At 44.1% G+C, this 19,895-nt stretch carries 19 protein-coding genes and 1 pseudogene; 11 read left to right on the top strand and 9 right to left on the bottom strand.

All coding sequences use genetic code 11. From position 1 onward, the window contains the following. Positions 1–126: 126 nt before the first annotated feature. From BW952_RS12900 to BW952_RS12870, 7 genes are all read right to left on the bottom strand, one after another. Positions 127–693 (bottom strand): DUF4256 domain-containing protein, encoded by a 567-nt coding sequence (locus BW952_RS12900; RefSeq protein WP_414735811.1) that lies wholly within the window; start codon positions 691–693, stop codon positions 127–129. 14 nt (positions 694–707) lie between these two features. After that, a complete protein-coding gene (locus BW952_RS12895) occupies positions 708–1,445 on the bottom strand; it encodes a DNA alkylation repair protein (protein WP_231581412.1) in 738 nt (245 codons plus the stop codon). 32 nt (positions 1,446–1,477) lie between these two features. Beyond that, the gene (locus BW952_RS12890) at positions 1,478–2,329 is read right to left on the bottom strand and encodes a MurR/RpiR family transcriptional regulator (RefSeq protein ID WP_045851211.1); all 852 of its coding nucleotides are present in this window, start codon (positions 2,327–2,329) and stop codon (positions 1,478–1,480) included. A 153-nt stretch (positions 2,330–2,482) separates the two neighbouring features. Beyond that, positions 2,483–2,758 carry a hypothetical protein gene (locus BW952_RS12885; RefSeq protein ID WP_076496318.1) on the bottom strand — a complete coding sequence of 92 codons (276 nt, stop codon included), beginning with the start codon at positions 2,756–2,758 and terminating at the stop codon, positions 2,483–2,485. Between the two features lie 16 nt (positions 2,759–2,774). Then, a complete protein-coding gene (locus BW952_RS12880; RefSeq protein WP_045851212.1) occupies positions 2,775–4,127 on the bottom strand; it encodes a TRAP transporter large permease subunit in 1,353 nt (450 codons plus the stop codon). A 72-nt stretch (positions 4,128–4,199) separates the two neighbouring features. Next, positions 4,200–5,078, bottom strand: coding sequence for an NAD(P)-dependent oxidoreductase (locus BW952_RS12875; protein ID WP_045851213.1), 879 nt, complete (start codon positions 5,076–5,078; stop codon positions 4,200–4,202). Between the two features lie 18 nt (positions 5,079–5,096). After that, positions 5,097–5,780 (bottom strand): S-adenosylmethionine--2-demethylmenaquinone methyltransferase, encoded by a 684-nt coding sequence (locus tag BW952_RS12870; protein WP_045851214.1) that lies wholly within the window; start codon positions 5,778–5,780, stop codon positions 5,097–5,099. Positions 5,781–6,217: 437 nt separating this feature from the next. On the opposite strand from BW952_RS12870, the gene BW952_RS12865 reads away from it, so the two are divergent. The 7 genes and pseudogenes from BW952_RS12865 to BW952_RS12830 all read left to right on the top strand — a co-directional run bounded on the left by BW952_RS12865 (position 6,218) and on the right by BW952_RS12830 (position 14,327). After that, positions 6,218–7,270 (top strand): iron-siderophore ABC transporter substrate-binding protein, encoded by a 1,053-nt coding sequence (locus BW952_RS12865; protein WP_045851215.1) that lies wholly within the window; start codon positions 6,218–6,220, stop codon positions 7,268–7,270. Position 7,271: 1 nt separating this feature from the next. Continuing rightward, positions 7,272–8,306, top strand: coding sequence for a FecCD family ABC transporter permease (locus tag BW952_RS12860; protein ID WP_175607582.1), 1,035 nt, complete (start codon positions 7,272–7,274; stop codon positions 8,304–8,306). Then, positions 8,303–9,334, top strand: a complete 1,032-nt coding sequence (locus tag BW952_RS12855) for a FecCD family ABC transporter permease (RefSeq protein WP_045851216.1) — start codon at positions 8,303–8,305, stop codon at positions 9,332–9,334. The genes BW952_RS12860 and BW952_RS12855 overlap by 4 nt, the downstream gene beginning before the upstream one ends. Further along, positions 9,334–10,155, top strand: a complete 822-nt coding sequence (locus tag BW952_RS12850) for an ABC transporter ATP-binding protein (protein ID WP_045851217.1) — start codon at positions 9,334–9,336, stop codon at positions 10,153–10,155. Before BW952_RS12855 ends, BW952_RS12850 begins: the two co-directional genes overlap by 1 nt. A 495-nt stretch (positions 10,156–10,650) precedes the next feature. Further along, positions 10,651–12,101: pseudogene (locus BW952_RS12840) on the top strand (spore germination protein). A gap of 4 nt (positions 12,102–12,105) precedes the next feature. Then, positions 12,106–13,218 (top strand): GerAB/ArcD/ProY family transporter, encoded by a 1,113-nt coding sequence (locus BW952_RS12835; protein ID WP_045851219.1) that lies wholly within the window; start codon positions 12,106–12,108, stop codon positions 13,216–13,218. Positions 13,219–13,223: 5 nt separating this feature from the next. Next, on the top strand, positions 13,224–14,327 hold the full coding sequence (locus BW952_RS12830; RefSeq protein WP_045851220.1) for a Ger(x)C family spore germination protein: 1,104 nt from the start codon (positions 13,224–13,226) through the stop codon (positions 14,325–14,327). A 224-nt stretch (positions 14,328–14,551) separates the two neighbouring features. Here the strand turns inward: BW952_RS12830 and BW952_RS12825 are convergent, their stop codons facing one another. Next, on the bottom strand, positions 14,552–14,770 hold the full coding sequence (locus BW952_RS12825; RefSeq protein ID WP_045851221.1) for a hypothetical protein: 219 nt from the start codon (positions 14,768–14,770) through the stop codon (positions 14,552–14,554). A 150-nt stretch (positions 14,771–14,920) separates the two neighbouring features. Between BW952_RS12825 and BW952_RS12820 the strand changes: the two genes are divergently transcribed. The 3 genes from BW952_RS12820 to BW952_RS12810 all read left to right on the top strand — a co-directional run bounded on the left by BW952_RS12820 (position 14,921) and on the right by BW952_RS12810 (position 17,289). Continuing rightward, a complete protein-coding gene (locus BW952_RS12820; RefSeq protein WP_045851222.1) occupies positions 14,921–15,433 on the top strand; it encodes a type 1 glutamine amidotransferase domain-containing protein in 513 nt (170 codons plus the stop codon). A 47-nt stretch (positions 15,434–15,480) separates the two neighbouring features. After that, the gene (locus BW952_RS12815; protein ID WP_045851223.1) at positions 15,481–16,197 is read left to right on the top strand and encodes an SDR family oxidoreductase; all 717 of its coding nucleotides are present in this window, start codon (positions 15,481–15,483) and stop codon (positions 16,195–16,197) included. A 63-nt stretch (positions 16,198–16,260) separates the two neighbouring features. Then, positions 16,261–17,289: a zinc-binding alcohol dehydrogenase family protein gene (locus tag BW952_RS12810; RefSeq protein WP_045851224.1), complete on the top strand. Its 1,029-nt coding sequence runs from the start codon at positions 16,261–16,263 to the stop codon at positions 17,287–17,289. 136 nt (positions 17,290–17,425) lie between these two features. Here the strand turns inward: BW952_RS12810 and rlmH are convergent, their stop codons facing one another. Continuing rightward, a complete protein-coding gene (gene rlmH / locus BW952_RS12805) occupies positions 17,426–17,905 on the bottom strand; it encodes a 23S rRNA (pseudouridine(1915)-N(3))-methyltransferase RlmH (RefSeq protein WP_045851225.1) in 480 nt (159 codons plus the stop codon). A gap of 252 nt (positions 17,906–18,157) precedes the next feature. Here rlmH and BW952_RS12800 point away from each other — a divergent pair, with 252 nt between their 5' ends. Continuing rightward, positions 18,158–19,891: a glycerophosphodiester phosphodiesterase family protein gene (locus BW952_RS12800; RefSeq protein WP_045851226.1), complete on the top strand. Its 1,734-nt coding sequence runs from the start codon at positions 18,158–18,160 to the stop codon at positions 19,889–19,891. Positions 19,892–19,895 lie beyond the last annotated feature (4 nt).

Here is a 19,895-nt window from a genome sequence, read left to right as displayed (position 1 = left end):
CGTTCCCGATCGCCGGTATCTCTCTCCTAACGCTGGAAAACCACGCCCGATCGCCGATATATTCAGTTACCGGCGATCGGGAGATGGATACCGGCGTTCTTTCTCTTTTTCCGGCGCTCTCCAGCGCTACACTCTCAGCAAGCCGCGGAATCCCCGTGCCGCATAATACGAATCCGCTCCATTATGATACACAAACACCGTTTTATAGCGGCAATCACAAAAAAGAGCGCCGCCAAGCTGCCTGATCGGCTCAGGCGTCCGCACCCAGCTTGATGTTTTCCTGTCAAATTCTCCAAGCGTTTGCAGCTCCCGGTACTGTTCTTCCGTCAGCAGCTCAATGCCCATCGCAGCAGCCATTTCAACCGCGCTGCTTTCAGGCTTATTCTTTTTCCGGGCTTCCAGCGCCTTTTGGTCGTAGCACACACTCCGGCGGCCTTTAGGGCTTTCCGTTGCGCAATCCACAAAAAGATAGTCCCCGGCTTCCCCATCAAACCCGGTTACGTCCGGCTCACCACCCGTTTCTTCCATTTGATAAAGCGACCATACTTTCTCTGCATTTGCTTCAAGCTTCGCCTGGACTTTTGCCCACTCCATCCCTTCATGACGGCCCCGGTTTTTCTCGAAACGGTCCCGCAACGTTTGAAACAACATGTCCTGCTGTGCGGCCGTGATCTTCTCCTTTTTCATCATCATCGTTCGCTCCCCTTTTAACATCTGACGTGCTTGCGCTTAAACCCGATCCGTCCTTTATCCACTTCTTTTTGAATGCTCTCAAACGCATTCAGCACGCTGTTTTTTTTGCCTTCCCGCTTGATTTCAATCGGCCCCGCTTCCTTTGCTGCCTGAAGCGCCTGTTCATGGAGCGGCTTATAGGATACGCCAACCGTGGTTAAAAACAGATTCATCGCGATTTGCGTTCGCACCGGCACTTCGTGAATCGAACGCTTCACCATGCCCAGCATGCTAGACAGCTTTTCGCTTGAAAACGCCTCATCCGGCCGGTTCCCGAGCATCCAGCAGTAGCAGCTCCATCCGGCCGACATCGCCAGCTCTTCACCGCTTTTGATCCACCGGTCCGCCACCTGCTCGGCAATGGGCGCCTCCGCCAGCGTAACGGCCACGACATAATCGGAAAGCATAAAGAAATAAGCTCCCTTCAGCCAGCGGTCAAAATCCTCCTCCGTCATCGCCTCCGGGTCCGCAATGATTCCTGCAAAATACATCGCATCGTAATTCCCCGTTTCATACAGCTCATCCGCCAGCGCCTGATCCTGCTTGATTTTTTTGGCCATCGGCTTCATCGCGCCTGTTGCTACACCAAACAGCGGCTCTTGTGCTCCATTTCCGACATACACCTTTTTCGTTCGTGCTGTGCCGAGTGCTTCGAGCTCCTTTAGGACAGCTTCACATGTATCAAATCGTTTCACTTTATCGTTTTCTTCCACTCGCGACCTCCCCCTTCTTATGGTTGTGCTTCTCACTGGATAGAATGATAGTTCATATTCGTCAGCGTTTCATTTACCTTATCGAGACGTTCCTTTGTTCTTTCCGGATAATTAATCGCAATGGCGCTGATTAAATAATCGGCCACAAACATAGAAGAGACCGCCGAATTATGAAAAGCAATGCTGCTTGAGTTGCAAGGCAGCACGATGTCGGAATACTTCATTAAAGGAGAGGAGTAGCTGTCTGTGATTGAAATCACCTGCACACCGTTTTTCTTTGCTGTTTCAGTAAGGTCAATAATTCTTCTGGCATAGCGGGGGAAGCTTACGGCAATGACCACATCATTGGAGGTCATATTGACAAGCGTATCCACCCAGTCACTTACATCTGAGAGTATAAGCTGTGTATTGCCAAGAAGGCGGTTCAGCCCGTGTGTCAAGTATTGGGCGACAGGCAAGCCGCTTCTGACACTCGTGCAGATGATCCGATCAGCGGAAACCAATTTATCCATCACCTGGTCCAGCAGTTCCGGCGAAACCATGTTAATCGTATCTTGAATATTATCGATCTGACTTTCCACGTACCGTCCCCATAAATTGTTTTCGCCCATCTCTTTTATATTCGCTTCCAGTCGCGTTTGCGGTGCAGCACGGTTGCGCAGTATTTCCTGAAGGCCTTTTTGAAATTCTGTATAGCCTGAATAGCCGACACTGAATGTTAATCGCATAATCGTCGTTGTACTCGTTCCAACAAGACCTGCTAATTGATCGACGGTCAAAAAAGCAACATCAAGCGGGTTTTTAATAATGTAATCGGCTACCTTTTTTTGAGTTTCCGTCAGCTTTGAAATATTTTCTTGCAACGCAATAATTGGGTTTTCCATTTTATCTCTCCCATTGGACATCGGCTGTCGTAAATTTTCCACCTTTTATCTTTAACGAAATAGTATCACCTATTCGATTTTTTGTAAAAATGGCTGGCTTTACACAAGAAAAAGCAGACATCCCCAAAAGGAGTGTCTGCTTTAAGTAACCGATCAGCGAATATTCTCTACATTTTCATTCCATTCGTTCGACGCATACTGCTCTGCTTCTTCTGCTTTTTCGGCTGGAAAATAGCTTAAGATAAAACCGAGTACGCCGCCAATGGCACTGATTGTGAATGTTGGATTGGCAAATAGATTCCACGTTCTCGTCACCATATCGCCGTTTTGCAAAAGCAGCCCGCCGATTTGTCCGGCCACAAGACACGTGCCGCCCGAAAGAAACAGGACAAGACACAGTTTAAATAAAGTTGCCAGCAATTTTCTCATTGTTTCCCCTCCTTTTTTACATTGGCACTGGAAGAATGCCCATGGCGATCAAATAGCCGATCAATAAAATCGGAATAACATAATAAATAATCAACGGCACAAACGTTTTTTCTGCCTGCGCGCCGGCTAATGAAGCGGCGATAAAGATCGAACCGGATGCCGGTGGAGAAGCGCCTTCTGTTGAAGCAAAGACGAGAATCGCCACGACCGCCAGCAGTGGGTCCACCCCTGCTGACACCATTCCAGTAAAAGCGACCAAACCGATTGCCGTAAGCGTTGCAGTAGAAGACAGCGGTCCTGCCACAAGCGCTACAAGCAAGCCTACCAAAACGACCATCAGCCATTTAGAAATGGCAATCGAGCCCATCAACGCGGTTAAATCTTCAGCCAGTCCGAGGTCTGTCAATACTTGACTTGATGCGTACGCAAAGACCAGCAGGGCGCCAATTGTTGAAAAGCGCGGGATCGCATCGGTTAAAAAGGATGACCAGTCCTTTTTTGTTTTCGGAAGGTGAGCACGCCCGACAATCATACTGATGATGATAATTAAAATCGGAATCCATGTGATGAGTGAAATGCTGTCCAACGCGCCTTCACCGATAGACGGATTAGCCGCAAAAAAGTCGGCGAGTGGACCAATCGTCATCACAATTGGAATTAATGCTCCCAGGAAAATGAGTGTAGACGTCCAGCCTGTACGCAGCGATTCCTTTAATGGCTGGATAAAATCCGGCGAAACCGATTTAATCTTGTCTCGCTTTACAAAAAACATAATTAAAAAGATGCGGTAAATGACTTGATAGGCCCCGGCAATAAACAAGGCAACATATAAATCACCCTCTGAAATAACCGCTGCAACAGGTGCAAAACCAAGCATAATGAACATGGATGCACTCGGCGGAAGCGCGGCACCCAGCCCGCCGTTTCCTGCGACGACCGTTGCCGACAGTTCTTTGCTGAAGTTGGACCGGACCATCCACGGTGCAGTAATCGAACCGGTCGTCGCGGTGTTGCCTGAATTCGAGCCAGCCAGCGTGCCCATCACACCGGAGGCAATCGTATCCACATACGCTGCTCCACCCGGCAAACGTCCGAGAAGCGAGTTCAAAATTTTAATCAAACTGGCAATGACTTCTGTTTTATCGATGACATATGCCATGAAAACAAATGCGACAGAGGCGTATAAAACATCATTTGTTGCTGCAAACACAAGTCCACTCCACATCAATTCTGGCGCTTGAGCCCCACCAAATAAAGCGGTTACAATAAAGCCAGCAAGCATCGCCTCCGCAATGTTCCGCTTCAGCACCAGATTAAAGAAGACAATGACCACAATAAACATGAGCAACGCCCAAATTCCAATACCCATAAGGCACCCCTTTTCTTCAGAATGAATAACGAAAGCGTGCGGCACTGACGAACGCCGCAGCTCTTTTGCTCATCAGCTTGTCACTTTAAAGGCTTCAATTACCTGCAGCCAGTGCGCAGGCTTTTCTTCATTCCATTTCTCTTTTACGTTCAACGAAGCAAGCTTCTCAATTTTTTCTTTTGCCGCTTTCGACATAGAAGAATCGATATTGGCTGCATCCAGCATCTCAATCGTACCCCCGAGCTCTATTGATCGTCTTGTTGCGTGAAAAGCCGTTCCCGTTACAAGCCGGTTCATCGTTTCTTCAAACGAGCGGCCGTTGATCGTCTCACTAAGAGAATCAAGAACCAGCGTTTCTACACCGAATTCGTGAGCGGCTTCCAGCAGTTCAATATACAGGCCCGCAACGCCCTTCATGTAAATACTGCGTATAAGCTTTACCGCCGTAGCTTCTCCCGGCACCTGGCTTACCTTTGTTATGTTCATCGCATACGGCTGCATGGCCGCGATCCATTCATCCGTCCCGGTTCCGCTCGCCAAAATGGGGACGCTTTGCTTGTAAACGGGCAGCGGTCCCATCATCGCTGCATCAATAAACCGGCCGCCTTTTTCTTGAATATGAGCGGCTGCTTGTTTTTTTACAGCTGGACTGGATGCAGACACATCTACATACAGCATACCGCTTTTTACATACGATTTTAATTCAATGCTTGCCTGGAGTGCTTTATCCGCCGGTACCGCAACGATCACGACATTCGTGTTTTCCAGCACGGCCTCTGCCCGCTGTACGAGTGCTACCCCTGCTGACGCCGCACGGTCTGCAATCCGCTCACTATGCATCGGTACGTTCCAAAGCGGGTCATACGCTGTCATCTTGTTAAGTCCTTGCTCTCGTAAACCTGAGGCCAGTTCAAAGGCTGCTTCCCCAAATCCGACAAATCCTACGTGCATCGATATTCCTCTCCTTTTTTAAAAGCCGAATTCTTTTATTTTATCTGCCAGCCATGGCGGTGCGATACTTAATCCTTCTGCACGCCCCTGCTTACGCTTTTCCTCGTATTCCGCTATCGTTTGAACGCGTTTTTCTTCATATTCCAGTTTAGCTTCCGCCTTCATTAACACCTCTTCTATTGTGTTCTGCGGAACGACAATGACGCCATCCTCATCCCCCATGACAAGATCACCGGGATGAACGGTGACACCCCCACAGGAAATCGGCGTATTAATCGCTCCCGGTCCATTTTTAAACGGCCCGTTTGGCGTAAAGCCTTTCGCAAAAATCGGAAAGCCCATTTCAGCGAGCATCTCTTTGTCCCGAACAAGTCCGTCAATGACAATCCCTTCAAGCCCTATCGCCTTCGCTGCTCCGGCCATCAGCTCTCCGAGGTATGCATTTTCGGTGTGGCCTTTTCCATCTGCGACCAGAACATACCCTTCTCCCCCGCAATAAATTCCTTGATGCAGGAACAGGTTGTCTCCCGCTCTTAAATCAACCGTCAGCGCCGTTCCAACAACCTTCATCCCTGAAGCTGCGGGCTTGACGGTGTGGTGCATGGAGCCCGTACATCCCATCGCATCCGAAACAAGCGTCGTATTCAGCCTTCTGGCTCGTTCAATTACACTCATCGATAAAAGCGGTGCTGTATAACTCAATTTAAAACACTCCTTCCACACTTTCTGATTGAAAGCGTATTCAATGATGACTTTAAAAAAAGACCCTTCTCACGTGATAAAAATAACACTAAATTAAATAAAAGTAATAATTATTACTACATCTAAAAGCATCGTAACATCTATTTCACGCAAAGTAAATAGCTTTTCTTATTGTTTATTTTCTGTACTTGTTAAGTCTTGTAAAGCTGTTAATAAAAAAGGACCACAGATTGGCTAGTGCTTCAGGTTTTAAGTGAGAAAATCGATAACTATTCCTCCTTTTCTGAAAGCTAAAAAAAAGCCGCTTTCCCTTGTTCCTCCTTGTTTTCTACTGTATTACACGCGAAATACTTATTGACAAGCCTACCAAGACCATATACATTAATGATATTGATAATTATTATCAACTAAAATTACATAAAGGGTGGATACACAATATGATTAAGAAACAAAAATTCTCATTATTCACACCATTACTTATGGCGCTGCTTTTGCTTGTTCTAGCCGGCTGTTCCGGTCAGCAAGCAAGCGATGAGCCTGAATCGTCTTCAACTGACGAATCCAGCACAGAATCAGCGGAATACCCAATTGTCATTGAGCATGCGTTTGGTGAAACAACGATTGAAGAAAAACCAGAACGCGTGGCGACGATTGCCTGGTCAAACCAGGACGTAGCTCTTGCTCTTGACGTTGTCCCTGTCGGTTTTTCAGCTGCAAACTATGGTGTTCAAGATGATAGCGGAATGCTGCCATGGACTGCTGAGAAAGTAGAAGAGCTTGGCGGAGAAGCGCCAACGATTTTCCAGGATACGGACGGTTTGGACTTTGAAGCAATTGCGGATACAGCTCCAGATGTGATCCTTGCCGCTTATTCAGGGATTACACAAGAAGAATATGATACATTAAGTGAAATTGCTCCTGTTGTTGCGTACCAAACAAGCCCTTGGGTTGCTTCATGGCGTGAACAAGTAACATACAACTCAATGGGCATGGGCATGGAAGAAGAAGGGAAGCAACTGATTGCAGATACAGAGAAATTCATTGCGGATAAAGTAAGTGCGTACCCGGAATTAGAAGGGAAAAAAGCGGCTTTCGTCAGCATCAGTGCAGCTGATTTATCGAAGTTTTATATTTACTCGCCGACCGATCCACGCGGAGAATTCCTGACTGAACTAGGCATGGAGTATCCGGAAAACATTACAAGCGAACTGGAAGGCTCAGATAGCTTCTATTTAGAATTAAGTGCGGAAAACGCAGACATGCTGAATGATGCAGACATTCTCGTTTCATATGGTGATGACAGCACGCTTGCTGCTTTACAAGCAGATCCAATCTATGGGAAAATCCCAGCAGTAGAAAGAGGATCTGTCGTCATCATTGGAGATAATACACCCCTTGCCGCAGCAGGAACGCCAAGTACACTTTCGATTGAATATACGCTTGATGACTACTTGACATTGCTTTCCGAAGCGGTAAGCAAAGTTCAGTAAAATGAATACGACATCCGCTTCCGAACGTAAGCAAGTATATTTGCCGAAGCATTTCCTGAAAGTGCTGATCTTATCCGTTGTGCTGCTCGGTATGTGCGTAGTGGCTTCTCTTGCTTTTGGATCTCGTCTCGTTGGGTGGAATGAGCTAATGAACGGCTTGTTCCATCCTGATGTTCAAACTCACGGCGCAAATGTTGTGCGCCAGAGAATTGCAAGGACGGTATTCAGCTTGATGTGTGGTGCGGCTTTGGGTGTTTCCGGGGCTCTCATGCAATCCGTTACGCGCAATCCGATTGCGGACCCCAGTATATTAGGGGTTAACACCGGCGCAGCGCTGTTCGTCGTTTGTGGGATTTCCTTTTTGAATATTGGTTCACCGGGCCAATACATTTGGCTTGCGTTAGCGGGAGCGATGATAACAGCTATTTTTGTATTCGGAATTGGGTCGATGGGGAGTGGCGGTGCCACGCCCCTTAAACTCGTTTTAGCAGGTGCTGCTACCAGTGCTGCGTTATCATCTCTCGTCATGGCGATTATGATTCCCCGCTCAAACGTGATGGATCAATTTAGATTTTGGCAGGTGGGCAGTGTGGGGTCTGGAAACTGGGACTCTCTCTCGCTTCTTGTTCCTTTTCTTGCTGTCGGGCTGTTGATCGCTCTTCTTACAGCGCCCGCACTAAATGCGCTGGCTTTAGGGGATGAAGCAGCTACAGGACTGGGCGTACGTACAGGAACACTTCGACTCGTTGCGGCCTTTGGCGGCGTCATCCTGTGTGGTGCTGTAACTGCACTGGCAGGTCCAATCGGCTTTATCGGTCTGCTCGCCACCCATGTGATTCGACTGGTCATCGGTCCGGACCTGCGTTTTGTTATTCCGATGTCTGCTCTTTCAGGGGCTATTATTTTAACCCTGTCAGATGTGTGCGGCCGGATCCTTGGAAATCCCGGTGAGCTTGAAGTGGGCGTAGTGACAGCATTTGTTGGCGCTCCGATCTTAATCTTAATTACTATGAAAGCGAAAATGCGGTCTTTATGATGAATGAATCAATGAATGTTATTATGGCAGGCAGAATAAAGAGACGTCGTCGTTTTATCTTCGTCACCTCCTCCCTTGCACTCATTGCTGTTGCGCTGTGCTGCACGATGCTGATGCTGGGAAACACGATTTACCCTGTGTCGGATGTCGTGAGGGTGCTTTTGGGTGAGCAGGTGAAGGGGGCATCATTTGCAGTGGAAACGATTCGTTTTCCACGAATGGTTGCAGGTGTTTTTGCCGGATTTGCTTTCGGTGTGGGCGGGCACGTGTTTCAAACGATGCTCCGAAACCCGCTGGCCAATCCAAACGTGATCGGCATAACCGCCGGTTCAAGTGCTGCGGCTGTTTTTTGTATTATCGTGCTGCAGACAAGCAACGCCGTCGTTTCGATCGCTTCTATTGTTGGCGGACTTGCGACTGTACTCATTATCTTTTTCTTATCAAAAGGCTCTTCCTTCTCCATCGGCCGCTTAATTTTAATCGGGATCGGCATTCAAGCTATGCTCAATGCGGTGATCTCTTACTTGCTGCTGATCGGTCAGGAGCATGATATTCCGACTGCTATGAGATGGCTCAGCGGCAGTTTAAATGGGGCCAAGGTGGAGGAGCTTTATCCGCTTATGCTGGCCGTTCTCTTCTTCACACCTATTCTCATCGTGTTCGGGAAACGGTTAGAGATGCTGGAACTTGGCGAGCAGGCAGCTACCTCACTTGGCGTCGACACGAATAAAACGCGGCTCGTCCTGATTATCAGTTCCGTGCTTATGATTTCGCTCGCGACTGCTGCAACAGGCCCGATTGCCTTTATTTCGTTTCTTGCCGGCCCGATTGCCAAAAGACTGGTCGGTGCTGGGTTTTCAAGCCTGATCCCGGCAGGTCTTGTTGGCATTATTTTAGTTTTAGCATCTGACCTTATTGGACAATTCGCCTTTGTTGCCAGATATCCTGTAGGTGTCATCACAGGCATTCTCGGCGCACCTTACTTGATCTACTTGCTGATCCGAATGAATCGAAAGGGAGATTTATAATGAAACCGACACATACTTTTCAATCTGAAGGAATCACCGCTGGGTACGATCAAAAAACCATTCTGCATAATGTCAGCCTGTCGATTCCAAGTAATAAAATAAGCATTATTATCGGCGCCAACGGCTGTGGAAAATCAACCCTCCTGAAAACCATGGCGCGGCTGATCAAACCGACCTCCGGGCAAGTAACATTGGACGGACAGCCTATTCATAAAATGCCGCCAAAACAGTTAGCCCGCGTCTTAGGGCTTTTGCCGCAGTCCCCAATCGTTCCTGAGGGAATAACCGTTGCCGACTTAGTCGGAAGAGGAAGGTTTCCGCATCAGTCGTTTTTAAAAGGCTGGACGAAAAAGGATTACGAAGCGGTGACGGAAGCGATGGACATGATGAACATCACGGAGTTTGCGGATCAGCACATTGATGAACTTTCAGGCGGTCAAAGGCAGCGCGTCTGGATTGCCATGGCGCTGTCGCAGCAAACAGACATCCTGTTTCTCGACGAACCGACAACGTACTTAGATATTACGTATCAAGTTGAAATTCTGGATCTTTTAACAGATCTGAACCGTAAGCACGGCACAACCATTGTCATGGTGCTTCATGATATTAACTTATCCGCCCGGTATGCCGATCATATCTTTGCTCTCCATAAAGGACGCCTGGTCGAAGAAGGCAAGCCGTCAGATGTTATTACTAGCACATTGATTGAAGATATTTTCGGCCTTCATTGTACAGTAGTCGAAGATCCTGTTTCGGGTTCTCCTTCTGTCGTACCGATCGGACGGCATCATAACCAGCTGAGAATGTATTCTGTTCAGTAATATAAAAAAAGAGACCGTCTCGCGTCGATCATTATCGACTCTGGAATGTCTCTTTTTTGTGCTATTTTAATTTATAAAACCGCATTTAGCCCTGGTACGGCTCACCGTAGCAGGGCTAAATGCGGTTTTTTCCCTTGTCCATTTTAGATAGCTGGATGAGGGAGCACCCACTCTCTCTTCAACAGCTCTTCCGGAAGCAGCTTAAATCCTTCAATCATCGTGTCTTCAACCACCTGCTAAAATGCCCTTTCCGCTTTTTCCGTATTCACATCTTTTACGCCGCTTGCCTTCAGCACACGTTCCATCTCTTTAGTATAACAATCTTTAAGATGAAGAAGGTCTATCTATTATGGATTGCCTTTGTTCCTCTTGGGTCGTTATGCACCTCTACGTGTTTTGTATATTTTAAAATTAAATTGCTAATAATGTGTATGAATATGAAGTTTTTAAGTACGACCAGAAAAGTTTTTTCTCAATAAGAGGGGTGGGATGTACATGTTTTGGAAAAAAAAACAAAGTGAAAGTAAGCTTGTTGCTCAATCAATAGCTGAATCAGAATTATCGATAGAAGCTCTGAAAAAAAGCCTCGTTCAAATGGATGATGCACAATTTGTGGAAATTGACATTTCCGATATTCGAAAAATTCATCTTGTTTATATACGAACTCTCATTGACCAAGAAAAATTAAATGAAAGTATTGTAAAACCTTTAACTCATTGTTCCAAACCGTCTATTCAAGAGTGCATTATGAATTCCTCCATTATTCCCATTTCTATTTTTATAGAGGCAAAAAAACAATTGTTTTCAGGGTCCGTTTTGTTATTTGATTCTTCGCAAAACCTTTGGTTAGCTGTGCCATTGAAACTTCCGAAACAGAAACCATCCTGTTCGGAGCAAAAGACAGCTTTAGTGAACAAGTAGAACACAATATTACGCTGATTCGAAGACGACTCCCCATACATGAACTGAAAGCAGAGAAGTTTTCTGTCGGTTCTATGAGTGAGACAAAAGTTGTATTAATGTACATAGATGGGCTGACTAATCCAGATTTTGTTTCAACAGTCAAAGAGAGAATTTCTGAAATTAATTTTGATCTCTTCTTTGACTCCTCTCAAGTTGCGGCATTCCTGGAGGAACATCAAAACAGTATTTTTCCTCAGTTTCAGCAAACTGACCGGCCTGATGTAGTTGCTTATTCTCTGGGATTAGGAAAGATCACCCTTCTGGTAGACAATACACCATTTGCGCTTGTTGCACCCATTACTTTTTTCCATTTGTTCCAATCACCCGAGGACTATATTAATCGATGGGTAGTTGCCAGTTTTTTGCGCATCATCCGATATATCTGTTTTATTCTGTCAGTGACATTGATTCCTTTCTATGTGGCATTGACAACTCATCACTATCAAATGATTCCTATACAAACACTTCTGATCTTGGTCGACTCAAGGAGCAAGCTTCCTTTCACTCCTTTTTGGGAAGCATTTATCATGTTAATTTTTATTGAAATCATAAAAGAAGCAAGTTTAAGAATGCCTACAAAAACAGGTCAAACACTTGGGGTTATTGGTGGTATTGTGATTGGTCAAGCGGCTGTTGAGGCTGGATTCGCTAGCAACGTATTAATTGTCATTGTTGGGATCTCGACGATCGCTTCCTTTCTTATTCCCAACTACCTTATGACAAAAGCAAATTCATTAATTCAATTGATGTTTCTTATTTTTTCTTCTTTCCTTGGGTTAATTGGGATTGCACTAGGAAGCATTGCTATTTTAGCCCATCTTAATAGCTTGTCTTCAATCAAGCAACCCTATTTTTCACCAGTTTCCCCTTTCTTTAGAAAGGATTGGAATGATTTATTCATTCGAGGGCCATTAGTTAAAATGTTGGAGCGTCCAGAGCATCTTAAACCCCTAAAACTGAAGAGATATAAAACTAGGAGATGACTTGATGGAAACCCACCAATTATTTAAAAAGAATGAAACCTATAATGGGTTCTATGCCATGTTGTTAGTAAATCGCCTCCAAATGCTATACTTTTTTCTGATTATGCCAAATATCTTGATCAATCCATATATGATTTGGGTGCTTATAGCTGTCGGGATATTATCCCACCTAAACCTTCTTCTTTTATCGAAGTGGCTTTTAACCCGTTTATCTAGTAATGGCTATAATGGATTTGTCCAATTGTTTGGAAAAAAATTGGTGCGATTTCTCTCTTTCATCGGGTTGTTCTTTATTCTACTTAAACTTTCCGTCATAACGTTAGGATACAGCGAAATTATTCAAACATTTATGCTTCCAGCAACAGATACAAATTTTCTTGTCTTTTTTATTTTATTGTTCTGTTTTTATGTCGCAGGTAAGGGCGTTGAACATACCATTCGTTTTGTGTTGATTTCTTTTTTCTGTACATTTTGGATAATCACATTTTTCATTTTTTTCTTCTTTCCTCCAATAGCTCACCTCAGTGATTTGTATCCACTTATTCCAATGGAGTGGAAAGTAGAAAATTGGAAAGCCTTTTTTTTAATTTTGTCTTCCTATTCTGGTCCGGAATTTCTGGTATTTTTGGGACCATGGCTTAAAACAAACAATAAAACCTTTCGCTATTTGTCTTACGGTAACGCTCTCACCGTTGTAGAGTATGTATTCCTATTTATAGCATCCCTGCTTTATTTCGGTTCCGATTTTTTAAGTAAAAGTCAATATCCAATTGTTAATATGGCCCGTTATTTTCAAAACCCAGTGATTGAACGAACTGATATGATCATGCTTTCCTTTGAATTATTTAACCTAGTTTTTGCAGTTTCTCTATTTCTACTATTGTTTTATGGAGCATCTAAAATAGCTTTTGGTAAAATGAGCAAGCCGTCCAGTGGAAAAGGTTTGTTATTCAGCGCATTCCTTATTTTTATCGGAATGGTTCTTGTGAATGAATTATTTTGGAAGTCTTGGGAGAAGCAGACCTTTTTACTTAATCTTCAAATTATAGCTGGAAGCATAGGCTATTTTCTTGTGCCACTTGTTGTTGTGTTAGTAATGAGAAAAAGAGGTGGTTAAAAAACATGCGTCTACATAAAAAGAGATGTAAAAGATTGATACTCCTTTTTATGACTTTTTCGTTATCTGGCTGTGCCCCTTTTACCGAAAATAACCTTATTGAAGAAATTTCTCCCATTACCTTTTTGTCAATTAGTAAGGGGGATAAAGGGGAATTAAAAGTCAGTACAATTATGCCTCCTCTAAGTAAAGAAAATAAGGTTGTTATGTCGCAAGAAGTCAGCTTATTAAAGGAGGGAGTACAGAAGTACAACTTAAACTTCTACCAGGAAATGAAATCCGGACAAATGCGGATGCTGGTAATTAGTGATGAGCTTGGAAAAGACGGGATTATGTCCATTATAAATGTATTATTGACTGATCCGGATATTTCTTCGAGAATCTATTTAGTTATCGTAAAAGGAAATTTTGAAAAATACATGGAAAGTCAATTGGACAAAGATGAAAACTTTGATTACTCGTTTTACCGAATGCTGAAGCATTATGAGGTACAAAACCAAGGAGAATTAACTGTCGTTAATCTTCATGAATTTAAAAATTTGCTCTATACTCCTTATTCAGATCCTTTCTTGCCTGTATTCAAATTAGAAGAGGATGGGGTCAACTATGAAGGTACAGCCTTGTTTAAAGATGAAAAGCTAGTTAAAACGATTTCATCTATAGATGATCGTATCTTCCAGCTGATAAACAACGATCACTACTTAGCAGTTTTACCGATTCAAGAATTTGAAGTTGTACTGGGTCATGTCAGATCTAAAATAAAAGTAGATATCGATAGCAGCTATTCTACAATGACCTATACCGTGAATATAGACACTAGGATTGAGGAATACCGGGGAGAGAAGCAATTATTTGATCCAAAGGAGTTAGAAAATATGAAAAAAGATATTGAAACCCATCTTGAAAAACAAACACATGAGCTACTTAAAAAGATGCAAGAATTGAAAGTGGATCCATTACAGCTTGGCATACAAACAAAAAGACCATTCTCAAAACCAATGGAAGAAAAAAAATGGAGTGAAATGTATGAGAAGATGGACATTAAAATAAAATACGATATTAATATCGACCCTTTGACGGATGCAAATTCAAAAAGGCAAAACCTTTAATTTTTCCTATCGAATAACTCATAACGTAAACAAAAGAGGCTGTTACCATCATGAAGAGTTCAAAAGAAAGCCGAATGTGCTCATTCGGCTTTTTCTTCTATCCAGAACTTTTTGTCCCAAGCTCCTTTTGTTTACAACCTATCGCTTTGTATAAATCTTGTCATAATTATACAATAATACAAGCGAGCATTGTGTCGAAAACTTGGGAAATGACCATGATTTCATCACATCCGCCTGGCTTTCCTCCAAAATGTCTGCGGCTTTTCTTTTACCGTTTGTTTGCTACCAATAATCCACTCCATATGTTGTATTACTATAACAGCAGCTTCTTCTTCTTCATTAAACTCCGCCAAATAAATTTTTTCAAAAGGAACTGTAAATCTTTCTTCAGTTAATACCCTTTTTTCACTTAGCACACGGATCAATGGCAGTATCATCTTCACATGATTTCCCCCTATATTTATATTTGTTGAGCATATTACGTGAGAAATAGAACATGCTGCAGTAGTGTATTTAATACACAGGAGATCAGATCATGGAACAAAAATACATATTTGTACTTCTGATTTATCATTTTAAGGAGGTTAGTACGCATGGGCAAAAAAATCGCTACACTTCTAACAAACTTATTTGAAGATGATGAGTACACCGAACCAGCACAAGCCTTTAAAGAAGCTGGTCATGAAGTGATCACGATTGACAAACAGTCAGGCAACGAAGTAACCGGTAAAAAAGGCACATCTGTAAAAATTGATAAGGCCATTAATGAAGTCAATCCTGCAGACTTTGATGCTTTGCTCATTCCTGGTGGATTCTCTCCTGACTTATTACGTGAAGATGATCGTTTTGGTGAATTTGCAAAAGCATTTATTCAAGATGAGAAGCCTATTTTTTCCATTTGTCATGGACCACAAGTGTTAATCGATACAGATCTTTTAAAAGGTGTCGACATCACTGGTTATAAATCCATTCGCAACGATTTGAAAAATGCTGGTGCAAACTATAAAGATGAAGAAGTTGTCATCAGCAAAAATATTGTAACAAGTCGAGAACCAAAAGATATTCCCGCATTTAATCGTGAATCACTAAAACTTTTGGTTAAATAAACGTAATGATGTAAACACTTAAATGTAAAAATAAGGAGGATATAAATATGTTACTCAAAGGAAAAAAAGTGGTTATTTTAGGAGGCACATCTGGTATTGGTTTAGCTGCTGCCAAGGCGTTTCTCGATGAATCCGCTCAAATCATTATTGCCAGCCGTTCTGCTTCAAAATTATCTGACGCAAAAGCAATGCTTGGTGGTAACGTAGAAGGTTATGAAATCGACTTTCGTCATGAGGAAAAAGTTTCTGACTTTTTTAAGCAGGTTGGAAATTTCGACCATCTAATCGTTACTGCAGGTGAAGGCGCAATGGGTCACTTTAGCGAACTACCTGTTGCGGCCGTAAGAGAAGCTTTTGATAGCAAGTTCTGGGGCCAGTATATTTCGGTCCATGCCGCTCTTCCATACTTGAATAATGAAAGCTCCATTACATTAACTTCCGGTGTATACGGGAAACGCCCTCCTCAAGGTGCAACGACACTCGCTTCCATCAATTCAGCAATCGATGGATTAGTACGAGGCCTTTCAGTAGATCTGGCACCTATCAGAGTAAATGTGGTATCACCTGGTATCGTTGATACTCCTCTTTACGGCGGAATACCAAAAGATCAACGACAAGATATGTATAATGGCATTGCCCAGCAATTACCTGTTGGGCGTGTTGCCCAGCCTGAAGATATAGCGGAAACCTATGTTTATTTAGCGAAAAATGGTTTTACAACTGGTACATCGGTACTTATCGATGGTGGAGCTCATTTAATCTAATCCCCTGATATCAATTCGGCTGATTAATTGATTTAAAATAGAAAGGAAAGGATGTCGTTCCTCATGAATACAATGAAGGCGGTAGGATTAACTCGTTACCTTCCAATTGACAATCCCCAAAGCCTGGTGAACGTAGTTGTAGAAAAACCAAAAGCAACGGGTCGTGACATTTTAGTCAGAGTTGTGGCCATATCGGTCAATCCTGTTGATACAAAGGTACGAGCTCCTAAGGAAAGAGTTGAGGAAGTTCCTAAAATTCTAGGTTGGGATGTAGCAGGAATTATTGAAGATGCGGGGCCTGAATGCTCATTGTTTCGTCCGGGGGATGAAGTTTTTTATGCTGGCAGTATTGCACGACAAGGAGGAAACAGTGAATACCACCTGGTCGACGAACGAATCGTTGGGCGCAAGCCCGCTTCCTTGAATTTCGCGGAAGCGGCAGCCCTTCCCCTAACCTCTATCACAGCTTGGGAAGCGTTATTTACCCGAATGTCTATTTCCCAAGATCCAGGTGCCAACGAAGGAAAGGCCCTGCTGATCATTGGGGCAGCCGGGGGTGTAGGGTCCATTGCCACTCAGCTTGCAAAACAGGCTGGGCTTACTGTAATCGGGACTGCTTCCCGATCGGAAACGGTCAGTTGGGTTAAATCAATGGGCGCCGACTATACCATTAATCACCATGACCCGCTCCTTCCACAGCTTCAGGCAATTGGATTTCAAAATGTTCCGTACATTTTCTGTCTGAATGCTTTGGAGAAGCACTGGACCGGCATCAGTGAAGCCGTTTCTCCCCAAGGGGTTGTATGCGCAATTGATGATCCGGAGTCTCCGCTTGACCTCAAACTGCTCAAGCAAAAAAGCGTCACCTTCGTGTGGGAGTTTATGTTTACACGCTCGCTTTATGAAACAGATGATATGATTGAACAGCATCTGTTGCTTAATCATATCGCTGATGCAGTGGACCATCAAAAACTGAAGACAACGCTCGCCGAAGTGCTTGGACCCATTTCAGCAGAGAATGTTCGTCAGGCCCACAAGCTACTCGAAAGCAATAGGACGATAGGCAAGGTTGTTCTAGAAGATTTTGTTTAAAAATCTGTTTGTGGAAAGAACAAAATAATAGAATTCCTCTGCTCGATAAATCGGTGGTATGATTATTGCAATGGGAAATAAATAAAAGGCCGACTGCTGATCGCAGCCGGCTTTAATTACACAAAGAAACTTTCTTTTACTTATGATACGGCTCCCCCCGGTTAATCCGAAAACTCCGATACACTTGCTCCACTAGGATCAATCTCATCAGCTGGTGCGGAAACGTCATCGGTGAAAACGACAGCTTTTCATTTGCCCGATTTAAAACGGTGTCACTCAGCCCGAGTGAGCCGCCGATCACAAAGGCGATTTTACTTTTGCCGTATGTGGCGAGCTTGTCAAGATCGGCGGCGAGCTGCTCGGATGATTTCATTTTGCCGTTAATGGCGAGGGCGATCACGTGGGCATCCGGATGGATTTTAGCCAGGATGCGCTCTCCTTCTTTTTCCTTTACTTGACTCATTTCGGCTTCGCTCAACACTTCCGGCGCTTTTTCATCCGGCACTTCGATAATGTCCAGTTTGGCATATACGGACAACCTTTTCACGTACTCGTCGATGCCTTGCTTTAAGTACTTTTCTTTCATCTTTCCGACTGTTATAATCGAGATATTCACAATTCGACCCCACTTTACAAACATTTTACGAACAGGTTGTCCACAAAAGTTATCCACATATCAACAACCACTTTGTTTACATTTTACCATAGTATCCACATGTGAATATCCTACTTTTGATTGTTTCTTTTTTCATTTAGAGGTAAAAAGAATGAATTTTCGGTTTATTTTGCTAACTTATCGTTTTCTTTATATTTCGTTAATATTTCCCTGCCACAATAGATCACGAAGTCTATTTTAGGAGGAATTTTAATGAATAAGAAAACAACCGTGCCTTTGTTTTTAGCCGCTGGGTTTTTAATGTATGGCGGTGAAACGCCTCACAACGTTCTGGCTGCTGAACCGGTTTTATCCCAATCGCTGGCCGAGTCTGAAGCGTTTTTAGGTGATCAGCCGGAAACGGTCATCTTGAATGCGCCTACTGTAATTTCGGAAACACCTTCGCTTGAGCAGCAGTCTGGCGTTTCTTCTATGCTTTTGGCGCCCGACAATGAACTTCTAGTTGAAGGTATTCCGCTGCGCACCTATTTAACTGAAATGACAGGAAAGACGATTCCGCTTATTAAGCTTGAAAATGAAGAAACGGCACAAAAAACCGCGACGCTTCTGCAGGAGCTGTCTATTGAAGATGTACATATTGTTTCCACTCAGCCGGATCTGTTAAAAAAGGTAAAAGAACGCGTTCCATCCGCACGCGGGGCTCTCTCCTATGACGGTCATTCGTTAAATAAGCATGATATCAACCAGTTGATTCAGTCTGTTCATGCTTCAGGAGCTAAAACAGCTGTGCTGCCGCAAAAGCTGCTGACGGCTGAGACGGTGCATCTTTTTCATACACGCGCTGTGGCTGTCTGGAGTGATCTGGCGGGTGAAACAGAGCTGGATGCGCACAAAGCGATTCATACGGGAGCAGACGGCTTGATTGCACAAAACACAGAAACGGTTACAGCCGCCTTCAGCCGGTATCCCGACAACACACTCGTTCAGCGCCCGATTGTGGCTGCCCACCGCGGAACCCCTTCGCTGGCACCGGAAAATACGATGGCCGGCTATCATCTGTCTTACGAGCTTGGTGCTGATTTAATCGAAACGGATGTCCAGAAAACAAAGGATGGCGAAATCATCATTATGCATGACTACACGGTCGACCGGACAACAGACGGCACCGGCAATGTGAAGGATCTGACGCTGGAGGATATTCAGAAGCTGGATGCAGGCTCTTATTTTGGAGAGGAATTTGCCGGAGAAAAGGTGCCGACGTTCCGGGAATTTTTACAGGCGTTTAAAGGAAAAGAAGTGATTTTGCTTGTAGAACTTAAAGCGGACGGCCTGGCCGAAGAAACGATTCAAATTATTGAAGAAGAAGGCATGGCTGACCAGGTTGTGCTGCAAAGCTTTCATTTAAACAGCGTTAAAAAATCGGTTGAAGCAGCTCCACACTTGCCATCGGGCTATTTGTACTCTGCCGCAGTCCCGCAAACAGAAGCGGCCAGACTGACAGACGCACGCACAAAACTGAATGAAGCCACCCGCTTGAATGCGTCGCTTAATGCGAGCTACAGCAGCTTATCACCGGAATTTACTTCTTATCTCCGCCAGCGGGGTATGATCAGCTTCCACTGGACGTTCCGGAATCAAGCCGATTTTGGCGAGCAGCTGCAAAACGGTGTAATTGGCCCGATTACGGATTATACGCAATGGCTGACAGAGGCGCCTATCCGCATTGAGACGCCCGTTAAAAAGCGGAACCTGAAGGTCGGGCAGCAATCAACTGTCCAGGCAAATGCATTTTTAAGCTACCGGACGGAAAAGAAAGAACATATTGATACCACTCTTTTTGCTGCAGGTGATAGCGTGAGCGTTAATGGGAATACCATTCAAGCAGAGAAGTCGGGGACGTCATATGTTTTCGCGCAGCATACCTTTTCGATGCTCGGCCAGGAATGGACACTCGTGTCAGAACCGATTGAAGTGATTGTAAAATAAAGAA

This window comes from Domibacillus enclensis, from assembly GCF_900156125.1.
Taxonomy (GTDB): Bacteria; Bacillota; Bacilli; order Bacillales; family Domibacillaceae; genus Domibacillus; species Domibacillus enclensis.
This window is presented reverse-complemented; position numbering and strand designations above follow the sequence as displayed.